Below are 24,229 nucleotides of genomic sequence, written 5' to 3'. Positions count from 1 at the left end.
TCTTCTAAAGTACAAAAAATGAGAACTTAGGAGCGGATATTTTGATTCAAGAAGCCTTACGTGTATATCGATTACAATTGTATGTGATCTTTAGTGGTTTACTACTTATGTGGACGATTACTCCGTTTGGAAAACAAGTGACAGGGTTCGGTATTGGATTAGCAGTAAGTGCTTATTGTCTTTGGTTATTAGCTCGCAGAGTGGAGAAACTCGGGAAAAGTATCGTAATGAAGGAAAAGGCTCCTGGATTAGGAGTTTTAAACCGATTTGCAGCTGCTATTTTAGGAGCTATCATCATGTATGAAATTGAGCATGAAATGGAAATGTGGGCATTCGGTACAGGTATTTTAGGTGGTCACTTTTTAATGATTGCAAATTTAGCTTATGCAAATATGCAATTAGTGAAAGAAGAAGAGAAGCAAAGGGAACATGCTTCGAAAGATATAGAGCTATGATGAAAGGGACCTAATCGGGTTCCTTTTTTAGTTTAGCGATATGATACAAGTAATCAAATTAATGACAAATATAATACGCTTCTTTTTTGCATTTTTCAATAGTATGAAAAATAATAAAAAAATTTTAAAAAACCCATCGATTTCTAAAGGTTATGTATGTTATTATGACAAAAGACTTTTTGAAAGAGGTGGATACCAATGTTACAAGCGCTACTTATTTTTGTGCTTCAAATTATTTACGTTCCAATATTAACAATCCGTACGATTTTGCTTGTAAAGAATCAAACAAGATCCGCTGCTGGTGTTGGATTGTTAGAAGGAGCTATTTACATTGTCAGTTTAGGTATTGTGTTTCAAGATTTATCAAATTGGATGAACATCGTTGCCTATGTCATTGGCTTTAGTGCGGGACTGTTATTAGGCGGTTATATAGAGAATAAATTAGCAATTGGTTATATTACGTATCAAGTTAGTTTACTAGACCGTTGTAATGAATTAGTAGATGAGTTACGTCACTCTGGATTTGGCGTTACAGTATTTGAAGGCGAAGGTATTAATTCTATACGTTATCGCTTAGATATCGTCGCAAAGCGTTCTAGAGAGAAAGAGCTTTTAGAAATCATTAATGAAATTGCACCGAAAGCGTTTATGTCTTCGTATGAAATTCGCTCGTTTAAGGGTGGATATTTAACGAAGGCGATGAAGAAAAGAGCGTTAATGAAGAAGAAAGATGAACATGCATCGTAAAAAAGAGGAATAGTGATGCATTAAAAGCGCAGTATAAGTCTAAATGTAAAAGGGAGGAATCTATTTTGATGTAGATTCCTCTCTTTTTTTATGAAAAATATTCATCTGTTAATTCAAAAAAACTAAATCGTATAATTATGTTTTTTACTCATTCTCAAATTAATGATTAGCCATATAATTTGAAAAAATACCGGTATGATAAACGTGATTAATAAAACGATAAGTGATATTGATTTAATTTCAGGTGTTTGAATAACACCAGCACCATCAACCTCTCGTAACCAAATAATAGCGGCCCATATTCCAAAAACGATAATCCAAAATAGGTTACCAATCCACCAAGAAATCCATCGTTTTTTCATGTTAGCACCCCCTACATTTATCTACTGTTAAAAGTATATTTTCTTTTGTTACATTTATAATGAAACAACTTTAAAATCAGTTTTTAACTGTATATCTAACTTGTTTGAAGGTTACTATTTCTCCATCATCATCATCGTCTTTCGTTTGTAAAAGTTGAACTTTTGGTTTGTAGTCCGTCCTATGAGCGTGTTCGATATCTTTAATGTTAAGTTTGTAGGATTCACCATTTTTTAGTTTTTGTTCCAACACTTTTTTATTAGCAACATAAATAAAAGTTACTTTATTTTCATCAATGCCTTTAGTTTTAATTTCTAATTCATTGTCTTTTGCTGTAATCGTTGGTGTTAATAATTCCATACTGCCTTTCCCGCTTTCTAAAGAATTCTCTGCTATAGTTGAACATCCTGATAATATGATTCCAGTGAATAGAAGAACAGCTAATTTCTGTTTCATAACATCCCTCAATTCCATGTGATTTTTGATTTTTGTATTGCTAGATTACTAGTGCGGAGCGTAAATGTTTAGTTAGTACCCTCTTAATTGTACCATAATATGTAAAATGAAACAGGAGGTATATCCAATTTAAGGGAGAATGAAAAATTTACTGATTTTTGTAAATTCGTATGTTTTAGCTTCTATTTCAATCGAAATGTAGACGAGAGAAAGAAATTTTTTTATAGAAATTATAATTTTTACATTTTACAATAATGATAGGGAATAGATGAATTCATTTACTTCGGAGGTAGTTATTTGAACATTAATGAGAAGGCAATTGAAATGTTTGAACAAAATAAATATGAGGAAGCAATGGAACTGTTTCAACAAGCAGTACATGAATCTAGAGACGTACAATCTCTCAATAATCTGGCTTGGATGTACTTTTATGAGGAAGAGAATGATGATAAAGCTCTTGAATTAATAAGAGAAGTTGTTAAGTTTAATCCTTCTTCATACTTTCCTTATAACATCTTAGGGGACATTTACATGAAACAAGAAAAATGGACAGAAGCGAAAGAAGCATTACAAAAGTCTATTTCGATTCAACCATCAGATGAAGCATATCATAATGTAGCTGTAGCGCATTATAACCTTGGAGAGCTGGAAAAAGCTTCAGACTTTTTCTTGCGAGTTGCAGGGGATTCGGACTATATCATGTATAGCTATGTAAAATGTTTAATTGATTTAGAACGAACGACAGAAGCAAAAGAGAAGTTAGATACTTTTAACAGGGAATCTGATAATTTTTTAGGGGAAATTAATGTAGCAGATTTATATGTTGAGTTGAATTGCTATAAAGAAGCAATTGAATGGTTCGAAAAGGGATATAAAGAATGCTGGAAAAGTCCTAATTGGATTGGTAGATTTGTGTATGCTCTATATAAAACGAATAATTTCTCCCGTATAAATGAAGTTATACGGGAATGTATCGAAGCGAAAACAGCAGAAATAGAAGATGTCCAGAATGAAGAAGTAGAAGAAAACTGGACAGAAAACGATAAGAAAGAGTTAATTGAGGAATATACAGAAGAGAATAATTGTTATAAAACAATGGTAGAACGTATCAAATCTGGATATGTTCCAGGGTTAGAATTTGAAACGGATTTTATAGGTGGGTGCTATTTGTTTGGTTGTAAAAGGCATAATCATCTTGAATATGAACAATAAAAAGATTCGACTGTCACATACGATGGTCGAATCTTTTTATTAATAGAAGAGCCTGGACCATCGAGCTCATTTGATGAAGAACTAGCTGACCTGTCTATGTCTACGAAATACTATTCTTTATATAAAGCTAGAATGGTGCCAATTACTTTTATTATTAAGGCGAGAAAGTAAAGTGTTTTATAAAAAGCAGCCTATCGTTTCAAATAGATGAAATGATAGGCTTCTTTATTTTAAAAAAATGAGGTCAAAGGTGTACTTTTCTTATAAAAATGCATTTCATATAAAAGGTGTAATTATTTTGGGGAAGGGGGATTGTTGTGCGTCATCATAGAAAGTGCAAAAAATTTGGAGTGGCACTGCCTCTTCCGCTTATAGGAGCAACGGGTCCGACAGGTAATAGTGGTCCAATCGGTCCAACTGGAGGGCATGAAGGTCCTGTTGGTCCTACAGGGGTGACTGGACCGACGGGAGCAACTGGGCCCCAAGGTCCTCAAGGTATCAGGGGGATACAAGGTCCCCGAGGGACAACAGGAGCACAAGGAATACAAGGAGTTATTGGTGATACAGGAGAGCAAGGTATAACTGGCCCAACTGGTCTCCAAGGTGCTCAAGGATTAATCGGAAACCAAGGTCTAATTGGTGATATTGGAGTACAAGGATTAGAAGGAATACAAGGAGCTACGGGTCCTGCTGGTAGTCAAGGAATACAAGGTATACAAGGAATACAAGGGGAAATAGGTGAGCGAGGACAAACAGGGGCACAAGGAATGCAGGGAGAAAGAGGCGTAACTGGAGTCTCGGGTGTAACTGGTCCACAAGGCCCTCAAGGTGTTCAAGGAATACAAGGAGAGCAAGGGGCTATTGGTATACAAGGAGAAGACGGCTTCCAAGGTATACAAGGAATTACTGGAGAGGAAGGCCCACAAGGAGCTCAAGGAATACAAGGTGAAGTGGGTCCAACTGGTTCTACTGGAATGCAAGGTGCCCAAGGTATAAGTGGAATAAAGGGGATAACAGGTGTAATAGGTTTACAAGGACCACAAGGTGTGCAAGGAATACAAGGTATAACGGGAGCAACAGGTTTTCAAGGGATAAAGGGAATAAGAGGTATAACAGGAGCGACGGGTAGTATTGGTACTCAAGGCTCAGAAGGACCACCGGGCGGTCCGACGGGAGTGACCGGTCCAATTGGCCCTTCTAGTGGAGTGACTGGACCAGCTGGCCCACCCGGTCCACCAGGAGGTCCAACAGGTCCAACGGGTGCGACCGGTTCAACAGGTGTAAGCGGAGGGATAGGTCCAATTGGAGGGCAAGGTGTGCAAGGTATAACAGGTCCAACAGGTCATCAAGGTGTAAGGGGAGCGCAAGGTGCCCAAGGTGTAGTTGGAGCAGTTGGAGTACAAGGAGCACAAGGTCCTCAAGGTAACCAAGGTATAACAGGTCCAACTGGTGCAGAAGGTTCTCAAGGAATACAAGGTCCGCTGGGAGTAACTGGTCCAACTGGTGCAGAAGGTCCTAAAGGTATTCAAGGTATTCAAGGTGTGATAGGTCCAACAGGTGCACAAGGAATGGTGGGAATACAAGGGATAGCTGGTCCAGTTGGTGTTACAGGAGCGGAAGGAGCTCAAGGAGCACAAGGAATCCGAGGAGCAACCGGCCCAGCTGGAGCACAAGGAATCCAAGGCGTACAAGGAATTCAAGGGGAAACAGGAGCAGCTGGAACACAAGGTCCTCAAGGTGTTCAAGGGATACAAGGGACTACCGGATTGACAGGTACACAAGGTGCCCAAGGTCCTCAAGGAGTGCAAGGAATAATAGGACCGACTGGAGCTATCGGTTTGCAAGGTCCTCAAGGATTACAAGGAATAACGGGTCCAACAGGAGCGCAAGGAGTGCAAGGAATACAAGGTGTGCAAGGAATTATCGGTCCAACAGGTGCACAAGGAATTAGAGGTCCCCAAGGAAATACAGGGGAAGTCGGTATAACAGGCCCACAAGGAGTCCAAGGGGCGCAAGGTAGTCAAGGCCCACAAGGCCCACAAGGAAATGTTGGAATTACAGGTGCAACGGGTGAAACTGGGGCTACTGGAGCAACCGGGGCAACTGGACCACAAGGTGTGCAAGGAGTTCAAGGGATTACGGGAATACAAGGAATAACGGGAACGACAGGCAATACAGGTGCAACGGGTCCGCAAGGAATACAAGGGATACAAGGTATTCAAGGGTTGCAAGGCCCAATTGGAGCAAGTGGGGTGACAGGTGCTAGTGGTAGTATAGGCCCAGTTGGAGCACAAGGTAGTCAGGGCCCAAGTGGCGTGGTGGGACCGACAGGAGCAACTGGTAGTGCAGGTTCAATAGGTTTCTTTGGAATAGCGGGAGCGACAGGAGCGACTGGTTTACCTAGTGGGGGCGGTTATTTCTTTTCTACTTCAACGAGTACAATTGCAGCGAATGCGTTAATACCAATTAATTCTGGATCTACAGTTTTTGGTTCTGATGTCAGTTTAACAAATGCAACAACTGTAACGTTAAGTACGCCGGGAATTTATTTAGTAAGCTATTATTTTCAAGGTGATCCAACGGCCGGAAATGAAACAATTTCAGTGAGGCTTACTTTAAATGGAACACAAGTCGCAGGGAGTTTTATTTTTTATGTTACAGGAGGTACTTTTAAATTAGAACCAGCAGTTTCGAATACGATGGTCATTGAAGTTACTTCTTCAAATGCAACTTTGTCTTTACAAAATGGTCCGTTAGCTATCGGGCATGTAACGACATTATCTGGTGTGATAACAGCTAGTTTAAATGTATTAAAAATAGTTTGATACGTTAGTTATAACGGGGGAGATGCTTGTGAAGAATCAAGATAAGTGTAGTAAGTTTCAAGCACCTATTCCTTTTCCACCGCCAGGTATTACGGGGCCCACTGGTCCAACCGGTCCAACTGGTGCTTTAGGTGGCCCAACTGGACCGCAAGGAATACAAGGCGTACAAGGTCCAATCGGTCCAACCGGCCCACAAGGAATACAAGGAGTGCAAGGGGTGCAAGGAGAAAATGGTCCAACCGGCCCAACTGGTTTAACTGGACCACAAGGTTCTCAAGGTAATCAAGGACCTATGGGAGAACGAGGCCCACAGGGAATACAAGGTGTTCAAGGAATACAAGGAGAAAGAGGTCCGACTGGTCCAACTGGTATTCAAGGGATACAAGGAATTCCTGGCCCAATCGGTCCGACCGGTCCAACAGGAATACAAGGCATACAAGGAATGCAAGGAGAAATCGGTCCAACCGGCCCAACAGGAATACAAGGCATACAAGGAGTGCAAGGGGAAATTGGTCCGACTGGACCAACTGGAAATACTGGTATACAAGGTGTGCAAGGTAATTTAGGAGGTAGTGGTTTACAAGGTGTAACCGGAATACAAGGAATACAGGGTCCGATTGGTCCAACCGGTCCAACTGGTTCTCAAGGAATTCAAGGGGAGCAAGGACCAATGGGTCCACAAGGGGAAACTGGTGTTCAAGGTTTACAAGGTCCCCAGGGAGAAATGGGGCAGGTAGGTCCAACAGGAATACAAGGAATACAAGGAGTGCAAGGTGTAATCGGTCCGACTGGTCCAACCGGTTTACAAGGTGATCCAGGTCCAACCGGCCCAACAGGAGCCACTGGGATAACTGGTCCGACAGGTTCTGCAACTGGCCCGACTGGAGCAACCGGTCCAACTGGTCCACCAGGAGGTCCAACTGGTCCAACCGGTCCAGCAGGATCACCAGGGGGTCCAACTGGTCCGACTGGAGCAACAGGGGCAACAGGAGCGACCGGAGCAACAGGAGCGACTGGAATTCAAGGGGTACAAGGAATCCAGGGACCGACCGGAGCAACTGGTGTAACAGGTTTGCAAGGAGTACAGGGACCGATGGGGGCAACGGGTCCAACGGGTGATCAAGGCATTCAAGGTCCACAAGGGATACAAGGAGTAACCGGTCCGACAGGTCCGCAAGGTCTACAAGGAATCCAGGGACCGGTAGGAGCAACCGGTCCGACTGGTCCACAAGGAGTGCAAGGGGCACAGGGGCCAATCGGTCCAACCGGCCCTCAAGGGATACAAGGCATACAAGGTGAGCAAGGAGTAAGGGGAGCGACCGGTCCAACTGGTTTACAGGGGCTACAAGGAATCCAAGGTCCGAGTGGTTCAACCGGTCCTCAAGGAGTGCAAGGCATACAAGGTCCGAGTGGCATAACAGGTCCAACTGGTCCTCAAGGAATACAAGGTATTCAGGGACCACAAGGAAGTATAGGCCCAACTGGTCCTCAAGGAATACAAGGTGTGCAAGGTCCACAAGGCCCAACCGGCCAGGCGGGTGCAACGGGTCCTCAAGGAATTCAGGGAATCCAAGGTCCAATTGGTCCAACCGGCCCCCAAGGAATTCAGGGGATACAAGGCGTGCAAGGTCCACAAGGCCCAACTGGTCAGGCAGGCCCTCAAGGTCTACAAGGAATAACTGGTCAGGCGGGTCCAACCGGTCCAACCGGTCCAACCGGCGAGGCGGGAGCAACGGGTCCTCAAGGTCCACAAGGAATTCAAGGACCACAAGGAGCAACCGGTCCAACTGGAGCAACCGGCGAGACAGGAGCAACGGGCTCACAAGGTCCTCAAGGAATCCAAGGTCCACAGGGGATAACGGGTCCGACTGGAGCAACCGGCCCGACAGGAGCAACTGGTCCACAAGGTCCACAGGGAATCCAAGGTCCACAAGGTGTAACGGGTCAGGCGGGAGCAACAGGTCAGACGGGAGTGACTGGTGCAACTGGACCGACCGGAATACAAGGCATACAAGGAATAACTGGAGCAACAGGGGGAACGGGAGTAACAGGCCCAACAGGAGCCACGGGTCCAACAGGCTTAACGGGAGCAACAGGCCCTTCTGCTATATCAACAGGTGGAGGCTATTTCTTTTCTACATCAACAAGCACAATTGCAGCAAATGCCAACATCCCAATTAATTCTGGATCCACTGTATATGGAACTGGTGTATCTTTAACTAGTGCTACGACAGTCACAGTAACGACGCCAGGAATATATTTAGTAAGCTACTATTTTCAAGGGGATGCAAATGGTGGGAATGAGACAGTATCTGTTAGATTGCTATTAAATGGAACGCAACTAACAGGGAGTTTTATACAAAACGTAACGACATCAACTGTAGTAATCGAACCAGCCATTTCAAATACACTTCTTGTGAATGTGACGAGTGCCAATTCAACATTAATATTACAAAATGGCCCGTTAGGTGTAGGGCATGTGACTACTATAGCAGGTGCGATTACAGCAAGCTTAAATGTAGTGAGAATTTTATAAAGAATATAAAAAACACAAGGAATATCTTTGTAAGACACACCTTGTGTTTTTTAATATTAAATAAACATTTTCTTTATCTTTTCGGTTGAAAAATATGCTGAAAGAAGTATTTGTGATGTAAGTTATCTACAACCTTATTTGCTTGATATGTGCGTTGTTTTTCAATTCGAAGTCTTTGCTCCATCATTTTAATTGCGTGATCAGATAAACGTAACATAATACATTCTCCTTTTCTATAAATATAGGTGACTATTTGATATCGATCCCATATTTATAATTAAGGAGGCAAAATGTGTAACATAGGCAAAAAGCACCTTCCTCTCCCATTACGCTTACGAGGTTAGCTGTCGGACTCGGGAAGTGAGAGTTTCCCTACTTAAAAAAGATTCGCCCCAAGTAGCATAGCTACAAAAATGGTTCCCCCGCTCCAAAATTTGGACTCAGCAAAAGGTTTTATAAAGTAAAAAATAACATAAAGGAGCGAACAAGTCAAATTATTTTGTGTATTCTGTCTTTTTTAATTGCGTAAGAATCATACCGTCAGGAAGTATTGTATCTGATACTGTAATGAATCCGTGTTTTTTATATAAAGTAATAGCAGGGGTATTCGCTTTACCTGTTTGTACAATGTATGCCATTGAAGAGGGAAACATGTTAAATATATAAATTAGGAGTTTCGTTGCGATTCCTTTTTGGAAAAAATTGGGCGATACAACTAACCTGTGGATATCGATTAGTTTTTCTTCTTGTACAAAAGAAATAAAACCGACAAGTTTATTTTCAGAAAAATATCCATAGAATGTTTCAACGCAATTTTGAATATCGTTTACAGTATCATATAAACGAGGTATGGCAGTACTATTTAAGTAGTCTGCTTCAACTTTATAAGCTGGAATTTGAACCTGTAAAATGGAGGTTGCTACTTCAAAAGAAGTGGAATTTAACTTAAGAATCATAGATAATGAAGCCTCCTTTAAATATGGTATATGAATATAATTGCTTTATGGGTTAGTTTGACAATATTTTTCTTTTTTGCATATAATATATGTATCTCCATATGCAAAATAGTAGTAAATATATTTCTATAGTGAAATATGATTAGCAATGATAAATACATATGTTTGTATTGAATCATACAAACTATAATAGAAATGGAGGACTAAAAATGGGATGGATTATCACATTAATAGTTGGTGCTATTATAGGTGCAATTGCTAGTTCTATAACCGGTAAAAATTTCCCAGGTGGTATGTTCGGAAATATTATCGCAGGTTTATTAGGTGCTTCGTTAGGTGGTAGATTATTTGGATCCTTTGGGCCATCATTTGGTGGGATTCATGTCGTGCCGGCATTATTAGGTGCAATCGTGTTAATTCTTATTGTATCATTTGTAGTGAAAGCTGCAAAGAAATAGAGATATAGATTATGATGAAGAGCCCTGAATAAGGGCTTTTCATCATTCGAAGAGGTGGTTTCATTGGAGAAAATAAATATAAGAAAAAGAGATAAGTTAAGAAAGTTTTTTAGAGAACAAAATTATTTGGCGGTATTACTTGGATTTGCGTTATTGTTCATTAATATTTTATTGCTAACAAAAATATCATTTGTTTTTACACCGTTTATCGTATTTTTAAAAACAATTTTCTTCCCAGTACTATTAGCAGGCGTGCTATTTTATATTTTGCATCCATTCGTTTCGCTTTTAGAAAAGAAAGGTGTTTCAAGAATCGTATCGATAGCTTCCATATATTTAATCGTACTAGGATTATTTGTATTTTTAGTTGTAACGGTTATCCCTATTATTAAAGATCAAATTGATGCATTAATTGATAACTTACCGTATTTTGGCCATGAGATTGAACAAGCAGCACGTAGATTCGGGGAAAGTAATTTACTCGGTAAAATTCAGGAGAATTTAAATATTAATGTTGCGAATATGGTAAAAGAATACACAGTTGATTTTACAAAGTCATTATCATCAGTAACTGGGAATGTAACTGGATTTTTGAGTACTGTTACAGAGGTTGTTTTGACATTTGTAATGGTTCCATTTATATTGTTCTATCTTTTAAAAGATGGTGAGCAATTGCCGAATCACTTTTTAAAGTTTATTTCAGAGCAAAGACAACCAGCAACAATGAGAATACTAGATGATATGCATTATGCGATTAGCTCGTATATTAGAGGTCAAATTATCGTCAGCTTATTTATCGGTATTATGCTATTAATTGGTTATCTTATTATTGGTATTAAATATGCGGTATTACTTGCGATTTTAGCGATGATTGTAAATATCGTTCCGTACGTAGGACCAATTATCGCGATTACACCAGCGTTAATTATCGCATTTATCGACTCGCCAGCAATGGTGTTAAAAGTAATTATCGTTATGATGGTTGTACAATTAGCAGAAGGTAAATTTATTTCTCCGCAAGTTATGGGTAAAAAGTTAGATATTCATCCGATTACTATCATTTTTATCATTTTAACTGCCGGAAACTTATTCGGGATTATGGGCATTATTTTGGCCATTCCAGGATATGCGATATTAAAAGTGTTAGTTACACACGGTTATAGATTTGTTAAGTTGAATACGTGAAAAAAAGCGCTAAAACGGTGGGAACTGTTTTAGCGCTTTTTTATTAACAATTCATTTGCATATTGGCGTGCCCATTGATCTGCTTCTAATATAGCATCTAGTGAAGGATCTTTTACGTTATGATGAGCTTCAACTGTTTTGTAAATTGTTTTTTCAATATCGAAAAAGGCAATTTCATTTTTTAAGAATAGCGCATTCGCAATTTCATTTGCTGCATTTAATACAGCGGGAGTAGTACCACCGATTTTGCCACATTCATATGCGTATTGTAGACAAGGGAACTTCTCTAAATCTGGTTTTTCAAAATGTAAACTACCGATTTCTAATAAATTTAATTTTTCATAGGAAGAAGGCAGCCGAGTAGGATAGTGAAACGCATATTGAATCGGCATTCTCATATCAGGAGCACCGAGCTGCGCCATAACTGATCCATCAATAAATTCTACTAAAGAATGAATGATACTTTCTTTATGAATCATTACATTAATTTTTTTATATGGAATATCAAATAGCCATCTCGCTTCCATTACTTCGAACCCTTTATTCATTAATGTGGCAGAATCAATCGTTAGTTTTGCGCCCATTAACCAGTTTGGGTGCTTTAAAGCATCTTTTGCTTGTAATGTTTGCATTTCATCACGTGTTTTATCACGGAAAGCACCACCGGAAGCTGTTACAATTAACTTCTCAATCTCTTTATTATTTTCTCCGTTTAAACATTGGAAAATAGCTGAATGCTCACTATCTACTGGAATTAAGCGACATCCGTTTTGTTTCGCTAGTTCAGTTACGATATGTCCAGCTGCAACCAAAGTTTCTTTATTAGCAATAGCGATATCTTTCTTCGCTTTTAATGCTTCAATTGTTGGAAGTAATCCTGAAACACCTACAACAGAGCTTAATACAAGATTTGAATCAGGGTGAGTAGCTACTGCAATTAAGCCATCAGTCCCGTGTGTGATTTTTGTATTTGCTGAAATACGCGTACGAAGCTTGTCTGCTAAGTCTTTTGTCGCAACGCTTACAATACGAGGTTGAAACGTTTTGATTTGTTGCTCAAGAAGATCGATATTATAATTTGCGGTTAAACCGACGATTTTAAAATGTTCAGGATGAGCTGAAACGACATCTAATGCAGATGTGCCGATGGATCCTGTTGAACCTAAAATTGATATATATTTTACCATGAAAAAACCTCCAAAGTTGTTTCGAATATTTCAACAAACCTATATAACATTAGACAATTGAAGTGGAAATTCCTGCTATATAAAATAGAAAATTAGGGTTTGTTTGGAAGTGAAATGTGATAAACTGTAAAAAATAACGAAAAAGCAATGAAAGAGAAGAGTACATATTCGAAACTTTTCAGAGAGCTGATATGTGGTGAGAATCAGTAAGGGATGAATATGGAATGGGCTCTGGAGCTTCTAACTGAAATGAGTAGGTAAAGACGGTTACTTCACGTTATTGAAGTATGAAGTGAGCTAATGATAGCTAATTAAGGTGGTACCGCGGGAGTCTCTCGTCCTTTTTTAAGGATGAGGGGCTCTTTTTATTTTGAGAAAGGAGGAGTTAGTGTGAGTGAAAAAATAATGTTAACAGGAATTAAGCCGACAGGTTATCCGCATTTAGGGAATTATATTGGTGCGATTAAACCTGCATTACAAATGTCAAAGAATAATGAAGGAAGAGCATTGTACTTTATAGCTGATTATCATGCATTAAATGCTGTGCATGATTCAGAAAAGTTCAGCAGTTATACGAAAGAGGTAGCAGCTACTTGGTTATCGCTTGGACTTGGTGAAGATGTTGTTTTTTATCGGCAAACAGAAGTACCGGAAATTCTAGAATTAGCTTGGATTTTAGCTTGCCTAACTCCGAAAGGTCTTATGAACCGTGCTCATGCGTATAAAGCGAAGGTGGAGCAAAATAAAGAAGCAGGGTTAGAGGTCGATGCGGGAGTGAATATGGGGTTATACACGTACCCGATTTTAATGGCAGCTGACATATTATTATTTCAAGCTACTCATGTACCAGTTGGAAAAGACCAAATTCAGCATATTGAAATTGCGCGTGATATTGCGACGTATTTTAATCATACATTTGGCACGACATTTACACTACCGGAGTATGTAGTGCAAGAAGAAGGAGCTATTTTACCTGGTCTTGATGGAAGGAAGATGAGTAAAAGTTACGGAAATGTAATCCCATTATTTGCAGAGCAAGAAAAACTTCGAAAGTTAATATTTAAAATCAAAACAGACTCTTCACTTCCAAATGAACCGAAAGAATTAGAAACATTATTTATGATATATAAAGAGTTTGCGACAGAAGACGAAGTACAGTCATTACGTGAAAAATATGAGACTGGAATCGGATGGGGCGATGTGAAAAAAGAGTTGTTTCGCGTTGTAGATCGTGAGTTAGCTGGACCTCGTGAAAAGTACGCAATGTATATGAATGAGCCGGATTTATTATATGAAGCATTAGAAAACGGTGCTGAGAAGGCACGCGCTATTGCGAAGGTAAATTTAGCGGAAATTAAAAAACGGATTGGATTTGAGAGGGAACGTTAAGCGTTCCCTTATTTTTTTAGATAATCTGTAATAATCTTCTCGATAACAGGAGGAAGATTATTAGGTAATTCATCAAGTGAAAAGAAGCGTAGTTCTTTTGATTCACTTTGATCGCATACAAGCTCCCCATAAAATTCTCGGCAAATATAAACAACGAGTACACCGTGTACTTGATCGCCATTTGGATAGATTTGAAAGAAATCTGGTCCTGAGTATGTACGGAATAGTTCTGGATTTTTAATAATAAGTCCAGTTTCTTCAAACACTTCTCGTTTTAAAGCATCTTCTAATGTTTCGTTATATTCTAAGGCACCGCCAATAATGCCCCAGCGGTTAAAATCTGTACGGAGCTGCAGCAATGCTTCATCTTTTTCATTTAATATAATGGCGTGTGATCCTATTAGAATAAGTGGATGATTTCCTACTAGATTTCTCATATCTTCAATATAACCCATGTCATTGCTCCTTGTATTTAATAATAGTTAGGAAGTTCTTTTAACATTCTTTCTGTTTTACGTGCTGTAAAGGCTAAGTTATGGTCATCTTTCGTTCTGAAAAATAATGTGCGTAAAAAGGTTTTAATATTGGCACATAAAATACAATACTCATTAAGCGAAAGGCGTTTTCTAATTTGAGGAAGCCTTTTTATTTTTTTATGAATAATAGAAATTAAATCGTTCTGAGGAAAATCATGATACAGCATTGCTAGTAATGGAGTAACAATGCGTTCATCTTCGTTATTATGAAAAAGGTCAGATGGAATAAAGATTTTATTTAATAAACAATGAATTAATTCTTCGTACCATTCAAAAGTTGTATACGTATTATGAACAATTTCAGTAAAGGCATCAGATACATGAGCAAGACAATGAGCCCATCCTTTATTTTCAATATAGCCCCGAAAATCCGTTTCTAAGTTTGTGTATGTAATGAGTTTATTTTTTATTTCTTCGATATCCTCCTCTGTACAAAAGTAGTGCGAATTAGCGAATTGGAGTATTAACGCAATTAACGAAACAGTGTAAGAACGTGTGAAAACCCCATCTGTATGTGGGGAGTAAATGTCACAATATAAATACTCATCACTTAAACAAGTTTGCAGAAGTAATTTCAGCTGATCGTCCATAAGGAATTCATGATGAATGAAATGCGCAAAACATTTATATATAAGTTGGTAACGAACGTAGCTATCAGTCGTTCCGATATACTGAAGCATGTTCAAAGTTAACTCATTTACGTCTATATGTTGCAGTTGCGTGTAGTCATTTTGTTGTATAAGCTCTAACTGTTGTTGCAATGCTGTAATATCCAATGGAGAACCTCCTCCGCACTTTAAAGATGCGATCTTTTCTAGTATTCTATATATTCAAGGACAATCCTGCTCATGCAAGGAGAACGATTAGAAATTCGAGTATGATATAGATGAGGGAAGAATATGACGACGATAGAACAGTTAGAAAAACATTTTAAAATAAGAAGAAGTGCTTCTTCTATTATGATAAAAGAAAATAATGCAGAGATTTTTACAGAAGAGCAATTAGAGGAAATGATGCAATATTGCGTTGCTGAAGCTAAAAAAGATGGATTAGAAAAACTACATTTTGAAATCTCTTCAAAAAGTCCAAATTATGATGTGTATAAAAAATGTTTTGAAACGTATTCATTTGAATATGTTACGGAAAACATGATTGTATTTAAAGATATATACGAAGTAGAAGATGTAGAAAGTGAAATTGATTTTAAGCTTATTGAAGAAGTTGGAGAAGAGGCTTTTTATTCACTGTGGAATGAAGCGACGGGAGAACCAGTCGCTCATGATCAATTTGTGCATATGATGCTAGAAGAAATTGGTGAGCAGTGGAAAGAACATTGTTTAATAGCGAGTGTAGGTGAAGAGCCGATAGGAATTGTAATTCCACATATTGAAAGAGGTGCGTTAGAAGAAGGGAAACTTATGTACTTCGCAGTTACTCCAAATATGCGTAATAAGGGATATGAAGCTGCGTTATTTGCAGGTGCGATGTTTGTCTTAAAGGAAATAGGTGCATCTTATTATATTGGTGAGACAAATATACAAAATGAGTGGATGAAGGATGTTTTTGAAAAGAACGGATGTCAGTTGTTTAGTTCAACTGAGAGATATGTGAGAAAGTTTTAGGAGGATGAATGATGTATACTCTCGAACTCGTATAGCGGGAGGGGACTATATATGTTAAAGCAATCCGTGCATTCATTCGTGTTATTGTATCCAAATGTATTGTTAGAAGGCTGGAATGTTGAAAAAGTTTCAGAACGTTATGAAGGTGAAAAGTGGGGAACTTTTTGGTTTCAGGTTGTTACTCCAACTGGGATGTTTCGAGTAAAGGAATTTTTTCTCGATATAATGGAACCAGTATTTCCGGATAGCTGTATTTCTCAAGCAAAAGGAGATTGTTTTCAATATAAAGGGCTTGTGTATTGGAAAGGTATAAATTATAAAGGAAAAGAAAGTTACGTTACATCTATATGGAAAACACAAGTTGAAATTTCTGTTGATCATGGATATGTAAACCAAGACGAAATGGAACGATTTCTATTTGAATTACAACCAGTAAATATGGAGCTTGGGAAAACGATATTACATACATCATTTCACTTATTAAGCTTTCAAGCGAAGAGAAGTGAAATGGGTGAGATAGGAAGATGTAGAGAGTGGAATGCTCCAGATGACGTATCCTATGTAAATTTGTTAATTCATGAAAAACTAAATTGGAAACTTGAATCGGTCGGTTTCGGAAATGACGAAATGCAGTATGTATATTGGGACGAAGTTAATAAACTATATGCACTTTGGGTTTGTAGACATAAAAACAAAGCGTATTATCCTATTTCTTCATGGACAATGAACTATGGTCCAAAACAAATTATAAACGGGTTAGAGTTTTATTCGCACCCTAATCGCGGAACAGTTGTATACGAAGATTTAGGTAATGAACAAATCGCATACGTATTTCGCGGTAATCCATGTACAAATTTTGAACAAGTAAAAGAACTTTTCGCCTGTTTGTAAGATAAAAAGAAAAATGAGAACGACAAAATGGATATTCCCATAATACAATAGGGTAAGATTCAATTATAAGAGAAAGCGTTGGTGAAAGAATGGAGCAGCAAAGAAATTGGCTACAAGCAACTGTAGAAAGAATTGAAGATAATACGTTACAAATAAAGTGGGAAAATAATATAGAAGAAGTTCGTATTTATTGGAGTACTTCACCAGATCATATTGAAGAAACTGGAGAATTACTTGCAACGGTAAATGGAGAATTATCATATACAATTGAAAAACCGAGTGAAAATGAACGTCCATATTTTAGACTAGTAGGAAGTAATGGACAAGCAGTGACAGTAGCTGAGCGTAGATTGCCATTACAAGGTGCGTTTAACTTCCGTGATATGGGTGGATATGAAACGACAGATGGACGTAAAGTGAAATGGGGCAAATTATACCGTTCTGAAGAATTAGCAGGACTAACAGAATGGGATATTGCGTATTTACAAAAGTCTGGCTTAAAGTTAATTTGTGATTACCGTACAGACTTTGAAGTGAAGCATAAGCCGAATCCAGAAATTACAGGTGCTCGTCAAGTGTGCTTACCAGTTATGCAAGACTTAGCGAAAGACTTAAATATAAATGAGTTTTTCCAAGTTGGTGACCTTTCTATGTTAGGAAAACCAGGTGAGTATCTTGTGAAAATGAATCAAGATTTCGTAAGTGGTAACGAGGCGTTCGTAAGCTTCTTAAACTTAGCGCAAAACCCGGAAAACTTACCGTTAGTAAACCACTGTACAGCTGGAAAAGATCGTACTGGATTTGGTTCAGCATTATTACTACTTTTACTAGGTGTACCAGAAAAAACAGTAATGGAAGATTATTTACTAAGTAACGGTTTCCGTGAAAAGTTAAACGAGAAAATGATGGCCTTTTTAGGTGCAAAACTACAAAACGATGAGAGTAGAGAGATATTAGGTGCGATGTTTGAAGCACGTGCTGAATACTTGCAAGCTGCGATTGGTGAAATTCAAAAGCAATACAGATCAGTTGAAGCATACGCTGAAAGGGCCCTTGGCTTTACGAAAGAGTCGTTAGAGGAAATGAAAGAGTTATTGCTAGAAGATTAATAATGAGAAGGAGGCTGAGCGAATTAGCCTCCTTTTACTTATAGCGTAGTTGAAAATAGAAGATAATGGTGTATTCAATAAAGAGCAGGTTAAGCGCCTCATAATGAAATATATAAACTTATATTACTATCGTGTTATTATGTTAAGTGACGGTAAAGTCGTGTGATTTATAATGATTTCTATAATGAACTATAGGGAAAAAGCAAGAAAATGTCTATGTATTTGATGGAGGGTTATCATAATAGAAAGGAAATTAGGAGATGGGGAAATCAATAAAAAGTGAATTAATAGGATTGTTTACCTTTAATGAGACATGTAAAGCATATCACCAAAAAAATGGGGAAATACATTGGCAATTGGATATTAGAAATGAATATGTAGATGTTAATGAGATGATTAAAAGGGCAGAGAAGCTTTTTTTATGTATAGAAGAATTTGATAAAAAGGCTAAAGTAGCCATAGCAGAAAAATTGATAAATTACAAAAATGATTTTTGGCCTGAGTATGATGAGAATGATGAACATTTAAATTGGGATGCTGTAGATGCAGGAGAATATGATATAACGAAAGAAAAATTTGCAAAAGCAATTACGCTCTATGAAATTGAAATTAGAGAAAATGATATATACTGTGAATATCATGATGGAGATTTATTTGGTGGACACATGATACATGCTTATTTTAATAATGATTATAAGTTATTAAACGCAGAGGTGTAGTTTTAGTTATATAAAAATTGAATTAAAGTGTGCTTTAGTTAAAAGAATTAAATAAATTTTAAACAATGAGAACGAAGCTTTTAAAATAGGAATTGAGGAGAACATCATGAAATACAAAGTTATATTATTCGACGTAGATGATACATTATTAGATTTCCCTGAAACGGAAAGACATGCATTACATAATGCGTTTGTACAGTTTGATATGCCTACAGGGTATAATGATTATCTTGCAAGCTATAAAGAGATTAGTAATGGATTATGGAGAGATTTAGAAAATAAAATGATTACGCTAAGTGAATTAGCAGTAGATCGATTTAGACAATTATTTGCACTTCATAATATAGACGTAGATGCACAGCAATTTAGTGATGTATATCTTGAAAACTTAGGGAAAGAAGTACATCTTATAGAAGGCGCAGTACAATTATGTGAAAATCTACAAGATTGCAAGTTAGGTATTATTACGAATGGATATACGAAGGTGCAACAATCAAGAATCGGAAATTCGCCTTTATGTAATTTCTTTGATCACATTATTATTTCTGAAGAAGTTGGTCATCAAAAACCAGCACGTGAGATTTTTGATTATGCATTTGAGAAGTTTGGGATTACTGATAAATCAAGCGTACTAATGGTTGGAGATTCGTTAACTTCTGATATGAAAGGCGGAGAAGATTACGGCATTGATACGTGTTGGTATAATCCGAGTTTGAAAGAAAACGGGACAGATGTTAACCCGACTTATGAAGTGGAGAGTCTGCTACAAATTTTAGAAATTGTAGAAGTGGCGGAAGAAAAGGTAGCTTCATTTTAATTGTGCTGATATTTGTCGAAAAATCGATATATTGAAAAAATCGTTGATATATTGTAAGTTGTGATAGATATATTTGAAAAATCGTTGATATATTGTAAGTTGTGATAGATATATTTGAAAAATCGTTGATATATTGTAAGTTGCAATAGATATATTTGAAAAATTGCTCATATAAATTCATATACTAAGATATAGAACAAAAAAATAGAGCTACTATACAAGGTCATTCACGTGTTATAATGCGTGAATTAAATATGCGTATATAAATAGTTTCCTAGCGTGATGCGATGTCATGTATGATTAGTGTAACAACTAGAGGTGAATAAAGGATGTTAACGTTTTTATTTGAGTTAGACAAAAATCTCCCGCAGAAGGATGAGCCACGGTATGATGCTTATTCAAAGGGCTTTATCGAAGGAGATGTAACGATTTGCGCGAGTGACAGCGTATTTTTTCAAAAATCATGTATGAAGGTTGCAGAGCTGGGGATTTATTTAGGTCAGTGGATGGAACAAGTTCAACATGGGCAGAACGTGCCTATGAAATATGAAACGGCTGACCGTGAAGAGGTAATTCTTAGTTTCTTCTACGAAGAGGATCATAATCAATGGAATGTTTTTTCCAGCTGGCAAGAATTTGAACTTCAAGAGCGTATAGCTACTATAACATTAATAGAGAGTGTTCAACGCTATTTGTATGAGTTAAATAAAGAACTGCGCATGATAGAATATCCTGTGACGTTTGATCAGTACTTAAGAGGAGAGCGAATGATGCAGCTCTCTTACAAACGACCGTGTGATAGCAAAGCAGATACGACGCCGATAGAGTTTTATAATGGAAGTGAGCAAGTAGGCGTAGTACGGGGTTATTATAAAAATACGTTGATGAGAGTGCTGGACTTCATTCCGAAAATTGGTAGTAATATCATTTATGAAATAAAGGATAGTAAGGGCAATATTCGCGTCATTGCAAAGGATGTAAGTAGGCAGCGCCAAAGAAAGATTTTAGTAACGTACAAAGATAATCATGATGCAGAGCATGAAATACTTGTATGTGACGGAAAGTTATTGGATGCAAATTTCTTATTTACCTTTACATATAAGGCAGAAGAATATGTTGTTCATAAAACTTCATTTGGAATGGGAAAATTATTACGAAAGGGCTATGTAATTGCAGATTGGAATATTCGTCTTGAGGAAGATATGTATTACATCGAGATGAATGCATATGATGGAGATTACATGGAGGATCAATACTTACTATTAGGCGTATTTCATGCGGTTTTATATGGATAATCAATGAGAAATACCGTCATTCTTCTTGGAAAGAATGACGGTATTTTTTATTTATCCTCAAAAATAAAAATCTCATCAATCGTACTATGTAGTGCCTTCGCTATATCGTGAGCAAGTTGTAAGGAAGGATTGTATTTACCTTTTTCGAGATGACTAATTGTTTCACGTCGCACACTAACGCTCTTCGCTAAATCTTCTTGTGTCATGTTCAATTTTGCGCGGTATTCTTTTATCTTCGTTACGAACGCCATGGTGCATCTTCCATTTCATCAACAGGTTTATCATAAAAGAACATAGAAAAACCGAATGTAAGAATGAGTGTGCCGAAAATAAGAGCGATATCAATTTCTTGTAGCGCCGGGTTTGGAAATAACATTTCAATAAACATAATGATTGCGGTAGTTAGTAACGTAACGATAAATGCATTGCGGCACGATTTATTGACAATTTGTTCAAACAGTTCATCGTGTTGAACTGTTCTATACGATGTGAAAAAGGAGAAGAAACAGAACATAGTAAACAATCCTTTTTCATAAAAAAATCCGAGGAAACCGAAGAAACCGAGAAATCCTAAATATTTTATCCAAGTTGTTTTCATGATAGGTCCTCCTTACGTTGTTAGAAATAAGTCACGTTATGTTACAAATATATCACAATTGGATGGGAATGGTAATAATAGTTTTCCAGTTTGCTTCATAATAATAGTGAAAAGAGGAAATATGCTGCGAAATAAAGAGGATAATATTGTAAAATGGTTGTAAGGAGGGGGAGGAAGAAATGCTAACTTGGATCATGATCGTTGTATTACTTGTAGTGATTACTGTCATTGCGACGGTGTTAATTGGGCGGAATGGTGATGCAAATTATAGCAAAGCGACAAAGGGGAATATTAAACGCTTAACAATGATTTATATTATACTAGCTGTCGTTTTAGTTGTTGGATTAGGGGTGTATATTTATTTTAAAGGTTAAATATACTGAAAAATGTAAAAATCTTAAAATAGAACTATGCTATAATATCAATATAGTTATTTGGTAATTAAGGAAAGGATTGGATGGAATGATTGAAATTACGAATGTGTCAAAAAGTTATAATGGGTCTACCTATGCAGTAAAAGACTTAAGTTTATCTGTACCTAGCGGCGAAATCTTTGGATTTTTAGGACCGAATGGTGCGGGTAAATCAACGACAATTAAGATGATTACTGGTATTCACGGGGTGGACAAAGGGACTATTACGATTAACGGAAAAAATATTATGGAAGAGCCGATGGAAGCGAAGAAGACGTTTGGTTATGTACCAGATAGTCCAGATATGTTTTTACGATTAAAAGGAATTGAATATTTAAACTTTATGGCCGATATGTATGAAGTGCCGAAAGAAGTACGACAAGAACGAATAGAGTCTTTAGCGAAGAAGTTTGATCTTTATAATGCTTTATCTGATCAAATTCAAAGTTATTCGCACGGTATGAGACAAAAAATCGTTATTATTGGTGTGCTCGTACATGAGCCAGATGTATGGATTTTAGATGAACCATTAACTGGGCTTGATCCGAAATCTGCATATATTTTAAAAGAAATGATGAGAGAGCATGCGGATAAAGGAAAGATTGTATTTTTCTCTACACACGTATTAGAAGTAGCGGAAAAAATATGTGACCGGGTTGCTATTATTAATAAGGGGAATTTGCAGTTTAAAGGAAATTTAGATGAAATGAGAGATCATTTTAAATCCAATGAATCACTTGAAAAAATGTTCTTGGAGATGACGGGCAATGAGTAAAATTTGGACGTTAACGAAGGTACTATTAAAGTTAAATTACGCAGATTTTATAACAGATAAGAAGAAGCGATGGGCGTATGTATTTTCATTTGCAGCTATTTTATTTGTCGGCTTTTTACTGTTTGGTTCTATCACGCATGCAATGTATGAGGGAATGATACATTTAGGGCAAGATCCAGGAATGATTATCGCAATGGGACTTGCGATTGCGAGTATATGGGTATTTTTAATGAGTATTACGAACATTTTAACTGTATTTTACTACAGCAATGACATTGAAATGTTATTACCATTACCATTAAAACCAGCGCAAATTATTTCAGCCAAATTTTTAACAGTATTAATTACACAATACGTAATGAGTTCATTTATTTTATTACCGATCTTTATTACGTACGGTTTAAAAAGTGGCGCATTTATTACATATTACATATATATGATTTTCATTTACTTACTCTTCCCAATTGTGCCGTTAGTACTAGCTTCGTTACTGATGACAGTTATTATGAGGTATACAAATATAGCGAAAAATAAAGACCGAGGAAATATATTTATTGGAATCGTAAGTATACTATTTATTGTAGGAATTAACGTATTTTTGCAGTGGAAAAATAAAAGTTCGTTTTCTGAAGATGCAATTGCGGATTACCTTGCAAACAACCAGTCTTCTCTTTTAGTACAAATGACAAACTATTTTCCAACTACATATTTTGGAGCAGTAGCATTAGTAGAAAATGCAAATTGGAAGGGACCTTTATATGTAATAATCTTTGCAGTTATTTCATTTGTCTTCTTTGTGTTGTTTTATTACATAGCAGAGCGTACATATTTAAAAGGGGTTATTGGACTTTCAACGAGTACAGCAAAGAAACAAGTTATTTCGGCGGAAGGTTTACAGAAATCAACAGTACAAAGTTCGCATTTAAAAGCGTATGTGAAAAAAGAATTTAAAACGTTATTCCGTACACCACAATTTTTCTTAAATTGCATTGTACAAACTTTCGTTATGCCAATTATGTTGTTCTTTATTTTATTTGTGCAAGATGGAAATTTAAAGTTTATTACAGAGTATATTAACAATCCAGAGACAACGGGATTTGCAATTGGTGTTGGCCTTTGTGCATCGTTATTTTTAATGGGGAGTAACGTCATTGCAACAACGTCATTTTCACGAGATGGAAGCTCTTGGTTTGTGAATCGTTATTTACCAGTAAAGGCTTCGGATATCTTTTTTGCGAAAGCAATCACTGCTTGGTTAATTAATGTGATCATTTTAGCAGTATTCGGTATTACGATGGCAGTTGTAGCTGGGATTTCTCCAGTCTTTATGATACTGTGGTTTTTACTAAGTGCGAACGGGTTGTTATTAATTAATTTAATCGGAACACGCTGGGACGCGCAAACTGCAGATATTCATTGGGATACAGAGCAGAAATTATTTAAAAGTCGATATACAACTTTATGGAATTTTTTAGCTAATATTTTAATAGCTTTAATTATTGTGGGGGGAGTAAGTGTATTATACTTCTTCCTTCATGTCGGACTGTGGGTTATGTTTATCGTTTTATTTGTAATGTTTACGATTGTAAATTATATCTTTATTAAAATGTTAAAATTAGGTGCTGAACGTATACTGTCAAATATTCAATAAGAAGATAGATCCTCTGTATTCATGCAGGGGATCTGTG

At 37.2% G+C, this 24,229-nt stretch carries 26 protein-coding genes, 1 pseudogene, 1 riboswitch and 1 other annotated feature; of the genes and pseudogenes, 18 read left to right on the top strand and 9 right to left on the bottom strand.

Annotation, left to right across the window (positions count from 1 at the left end; translation table 11 throughout):
- Positions 1-41: 41 nt before the first annotated feature.
- Together ACUL40_RS09050 and ACUL40_RS09045 are read left to right on the top strand one after the other, a co-directional pair.
- On the top strand, positions 42-455 hold the full coding sequence (locus tag ACUL40_RS09050) for an ATP synthase subunit I (protein ID WP_000613875.1): 414 nt from the start codon (positions 42-44) through the stop codon (positions 453-455).
- 198 nt (positions 456-653) lie between these two features.
- On the top strand, positions 654-1,202 hold the full coding sequence (locus ACUL40_RS09045) for a DUF2179 domain-containing protein (protein WP_000938438.1): 549 nt from the start codon (positions 654-656) through the stop codon (positions 1,200-1,202).
- Positions 1,203-1,324: 122 nt separating this feature from the next.
- Here ACUL40_RS09045 and ACUL40_RS09040 read toward each other — a convergent pair whose 3' ends face one another.
- Together ACUL40_RS09040 and ACUL40_RS09035 are read right to left on the bottom strand one after the other, a co-directional pair.
- On the bottom strand, positions 1,325-1,564 hold the full coding sequence (locus tag ACUL40_RS09040; RefSeq protein ID WP_000747696.1) for a DUF3923 family protein: 240 nt from the start codon (positions 1,562-1,564) through the stop codon (positions 1,325-1,327).
- Between the two features lie 76 nt (positions 1,565-1,640).
- Positions 1,641-2,036 carry a hypothetical protein gene (locus ACUL40_RS09035; protein ID WP_002041528.1) on the bottom strand — a complete coding sequence of 132 codons (396 nt, stop codon included), beginning with the start codon at positions 2,034-2,036 and terminating at the stop codon, positions 1,641-1,643.
- A gap of 279 nt (positions 2,037-2,315) precedes the next feature.
- On the opposite strand from ACUL40_RS09035, the gene ACUL40_RS09030 reads away from it, so the two are divergent.
- The 4 genes and pseudogenes from ACUL40_RS09030 to ACUL40_RS09015 all read left to right on the top strand — a co-directional run bounded on the left by ACUL40_RS09030 (position 2,316) and on the right by ACUL40_RS09015 (position 8,591).
- Positions 2,316-3,230 (top strand): tetratricopeptide repeat protein, encoded by a 915-nt coding sequence (locus ACUL40_RS09030; RefSeq protein WP_063220402.1) that lies wholly within the window; start codon positions 2,316-2,318, stop codon positions 3,228-3,230.
- 42 nt (positions 3,231-3,272) lie between these two features.
- Positions 3,273-3,401, top strand: a pseudogene (locus ACUL40_RS09025) (ubiquinone biosynthesis protein UbiE); the annotation flags it as partial.
- A gap of 146 nt (positions 3,402-3,547) precedes the next feature.
- Entirely contained in the window at positions 3,548-6,055 is a 2,508-nt protein-coding gene (locus tag ACUL40_RS09020) for a collagen-like protein (protein ID WP_445422819.1), read from the top strand.
- A 22-nt stretch (positions 6,056-6,077) separates the two neighbouring features.
- Entirely contained in the window at positions 6,078-8,591 is a 2,514-nt protein-coding gene (locus tag ACUL40_RS09015; protein ID WP_050292785.1) for a BC_3345 family exosporium-associated protein, read from the top strand.
- A 73-nt stretch (positions 8,592-8,664) separates the two neighbouring features.
- Here the strand turns inward: ACUL40_RS09015 and ACUL40_RS09010 are convergent, their stop codons facing one another.
- Entirely contained in the window at positions 8,665-8,808 is a 144-nt protein-coding gene (locus ACUL40_RS09010) for a hypothetical protein (RefSeq protein WP_000945243.1), read from the bottom strand.
- 96 nt (positions 8,809-8,904) lie between these two features.
- Positions 8,905-9,047: riboswitch (cyclic di-AMP (ydaO/yuaA leader) on the bottom strand.
- Between the two features lie 38 nt (positions 9,048-9,085).
- Positions 9,086-9,547 carry a GNAT family N-acetyltransferase gene (locus ACUL40_RS09005; RefSeq protein WP_000601230.1) on the bottom strand — a complete coding sequence of 154 codons (462 nt, stop codon included), beginning with the start codon at positions 9,545-9,547 and terminating at the stop codon, positions 9,086-9,088.
- Positions 9,548-9,756: 209 nt separating this feature from the next.
- Between ACUL40_RS09005 and ACUL40_RS09000 the strand changes: the two genes are divergently transcribed.
- A complete protein-coding gene (locus tag ACUL40_RS09000) occupies positions 9,757-10,005 on the top strand; it encodes a GlsB/YeaQ/YmgE family stress response membrane protein (protein WP_000539732.1) in 249 nt (82 codons plus the stop codon).
- 63 nt (positions 10,006-10,068) lie between these two features.
- Positions 10,069-11,190, top strand: coding sequence for an AI-2E family transporter (locus ACUL40_RS08995; RefSeq protein WP_074047506.1), 1,122 nt, complete (start codon positions 10,069-10,071; stop codon positions 11,188-11,190).
- Between the two features lie 29 nt (positions 11,191-11,219).
- Here ACUL40_RS08995 and ACUL40_RS08990 read toward each other — a convergent pair whose 3' ends face one another.
- Positions 11,220-12,377, bottom strand: coding sequence for a 1-deoxy-D-xylulose-5-phosphate reductoisomerase (locus tag ACUL40_RS08990; RefSeq protein WP_000241787.1), 1,158 nt, complete (start codon positions 12,375-12,377; stop codon positions 11,220-11,222).
- Positions 12,378-12,515: 138 nt separating this feature from the next.
- Positions 12,516-12,723, top strand: a binding site (T-box leader).
- A 44-nt stretch (positions 12,724-12,767) separates the two neighbouring features.
- On the opposite strand from ACUL40_RS08990, the gene ACUL40_RS08985 reads away from it, so the two are divergent.
- Complete coding sequence (locus tag ACUL40_RS08985; RefSeq protein ID WP_001290901.1) at positions 12,768-13,766, top strand: tryptophan--tRNA ligase; 999 nt, start codon at positions 12,768-12,770, stop codon at positions 13,764-13,766.
- A gap of 8 nt (positions 13,767-13,774) precedes the next feature.
- Here ACUL40_RS08985 and ACUL40_RS08980 read toward each other — a convergent pair whose 3' ends face one another.
- Both ACUL40_RS08980 and ACUL40_RS08975 read right to left on the bottom strand, forming a co-directional pair.
- Entirely contained in the window at positions 13,775-14,221 is a 447-nt protein-coding gene (locus ACUL40_RS08980; RefSeq protein ID WP_000540452.1) for an NUDIX hydrolase, read from the bottom strand.
- 17 nt (positions 14,222-14,238) lie between these two features.
- A complete protein-coding gene (locus ACUL40_RS08975; protein ID WP_000355451.1) occupies positions 14,239-15,078 on the bottom strand; it encodes a DUF2785 domain-containing protein in 840 nt (279 codons plus the stop codon).
- Positions 15,079-15,201: 123 nt separating this feature from the next.
- On the opposite strand from ACUL40_RS08975, the gene ACUL40_RS08970 reads away from it, so the two are divergent.
- From ACUL40_RS08970 to ACUL40_RS08945, 6 genes are all read left to right on the top strand, one after another.
- Positions 15,202-15,924 (top strand): GNAT family N-acetyltransferase, encoded by a 723-nt coding sequence (locus tag ACUL40_RS08970; protein ID WP_445422820.1) that lies wholly within the window; start codon positions 15,202-15,204, stop codon positions 15,922-15,924.
- 51 nt (positions 15,925-15,975) lie between these two features.
- Positions 15,976-16,815: a hypothetical protein gene (locus ACUL40_RS08965; RefSeq protein ID WP_445422821.1), complete on the top strand. Its 840-nt coding sequence runs from the start codon at positions 15,976-15,978 to the stop codon at positions 16,813-16,815.
- Positions 16,816-16,904: 89 nt separating this feature from the next.
- Positions 16,905-17,924, top strand: coding sequence for a tyrosine-protein phosphatase (locus ACUL40_RS08960; RefSeq protein WP_445422822.1), 1,020 nt, complete (start codon positions 16,905-16,907; stop codon positions 17,922-17,924).
- Positions 17,925-18,184: 260 nt separating this feature from the next.
- On the top strand, positions 18,185-18,643 hold the full coding sequence (locus ACUL40_RS08955; protein ID WP_063220412.1) for a DUF2262 domain-containing protein: 459 nt from the start codon (positions 18,185-18,187) through the stop codon (positions 18,641-18,643).
- Positions 18,644-18,749: 106 nt separating this feature from the next.
- Entirely contained in the window at positions 18,750-19,460 is a 711-nt protein-coding gene (locus ACUL40_RS08950) for a YjjG family noncanonical pyrimidine nucleotidase (protein ID WP_000875906.1), read from the top strand.
- A gap of 329 nt (positions 19,461-19,789) precedes the next feature.
- The gene (locus ACUL40_RS08945; protein ID WP_016124940.1) at positions 19,790-20,755 is read left to right on the top strand and encodes a tubby C-terminal domain-like protein; all 966 of its coding nucleotides are present in this window, start codon (positions 19,790-19,792) and stop codon (positions 20,753-20,755) included.
- A 47-nt stretch (positions 20,756-20,802) separates the two neighbouring features.
- Here the strand turns inward: ACUL40_RS08945 and ACUL40_RS08940 are convergent, their stop codons facing one another.
- Positions 20,803-21,006 carry a helix-turn-helix transcriptional regulator gene (locus ACUL40_RS08940; RefSeq protein WP_000896308.1) on the bottom strand — a complete coding sequence of 68 codons (204 nt, stop codon included), beginning with the start codon at positions 21,004-21,006 and terminating at the stop codon, positions 20,803-20,805.
- Positions 20,994-21,353 carry a DUF3796 domain-containing protein gene (locus tag ACUL40_RS08935; protein WP_000859213.1) on the bottom strand — a complete coding sequence of 120 codons (360 nt, stop codon included), beginning with the start codon at positions 21,351-21,353 and terminating at the stop codon, positions 20,994-20,996. Before ACUL40_RS08935 ends, ACUL40_RS08940 begins: the two co-directional genes overlap by 13 nt.
- Before the next feature lie 179 nt (positions 21,354-21,532).
- Here ACUL40_RS08935 and ACUL40_RS08930 point away from each other — a divergent pair, with 179 nt between their 5' ends.
- From ACUL40_RS08930 to ACUL40_RS08920, 3 genes are all read left to right on the top strand, one after another.
- Positions 21,533-21,727: a hypothetical protein gene (locus tag ACUL40_RS08930; protein ID WP_000958863.1), complete on the top strand. Its 195-nt coding sequence runs from the start codon at positions 21,533-21,535 to the stop codon at positions 21,725-21,727.
- Positions 21,728-21,815: 88 nt separating this feature from the next.
- Positions 21,816-22,541, top strand: coding sequence for an ABC transporter ATP-binding protein (locus ACUL40_RS08925; protein ID WP_000570204.1), 726 nt, complete (start codon positions 21,816-21,818; stop codon positions 22,539-22,541).
- Positions 22,534-24,192: a putative ABC transporter permease subunit gene (locus tag ACUL40_RS08920; RefSeq protein WP_000036884.1), complete on the top strand. Its 1,659-nt coding sequence runs from the start codon at positions 22,534-22,536 to the stop codon at positions 24,190-24,192. Before ACUL40_RS08925 ends, ACUL40_RS08920 begins: the two co-directional genes overlap by 8 nt.
- Positions 24,193-24,229: the final 37 nt, after the last annotated feature.

This window comes from Bacillus sp. KNSH39, from assembly GCF_052656585.1.
This window is presented reverse-complemented; position numbering and strand designations above follow the sequence as displayed.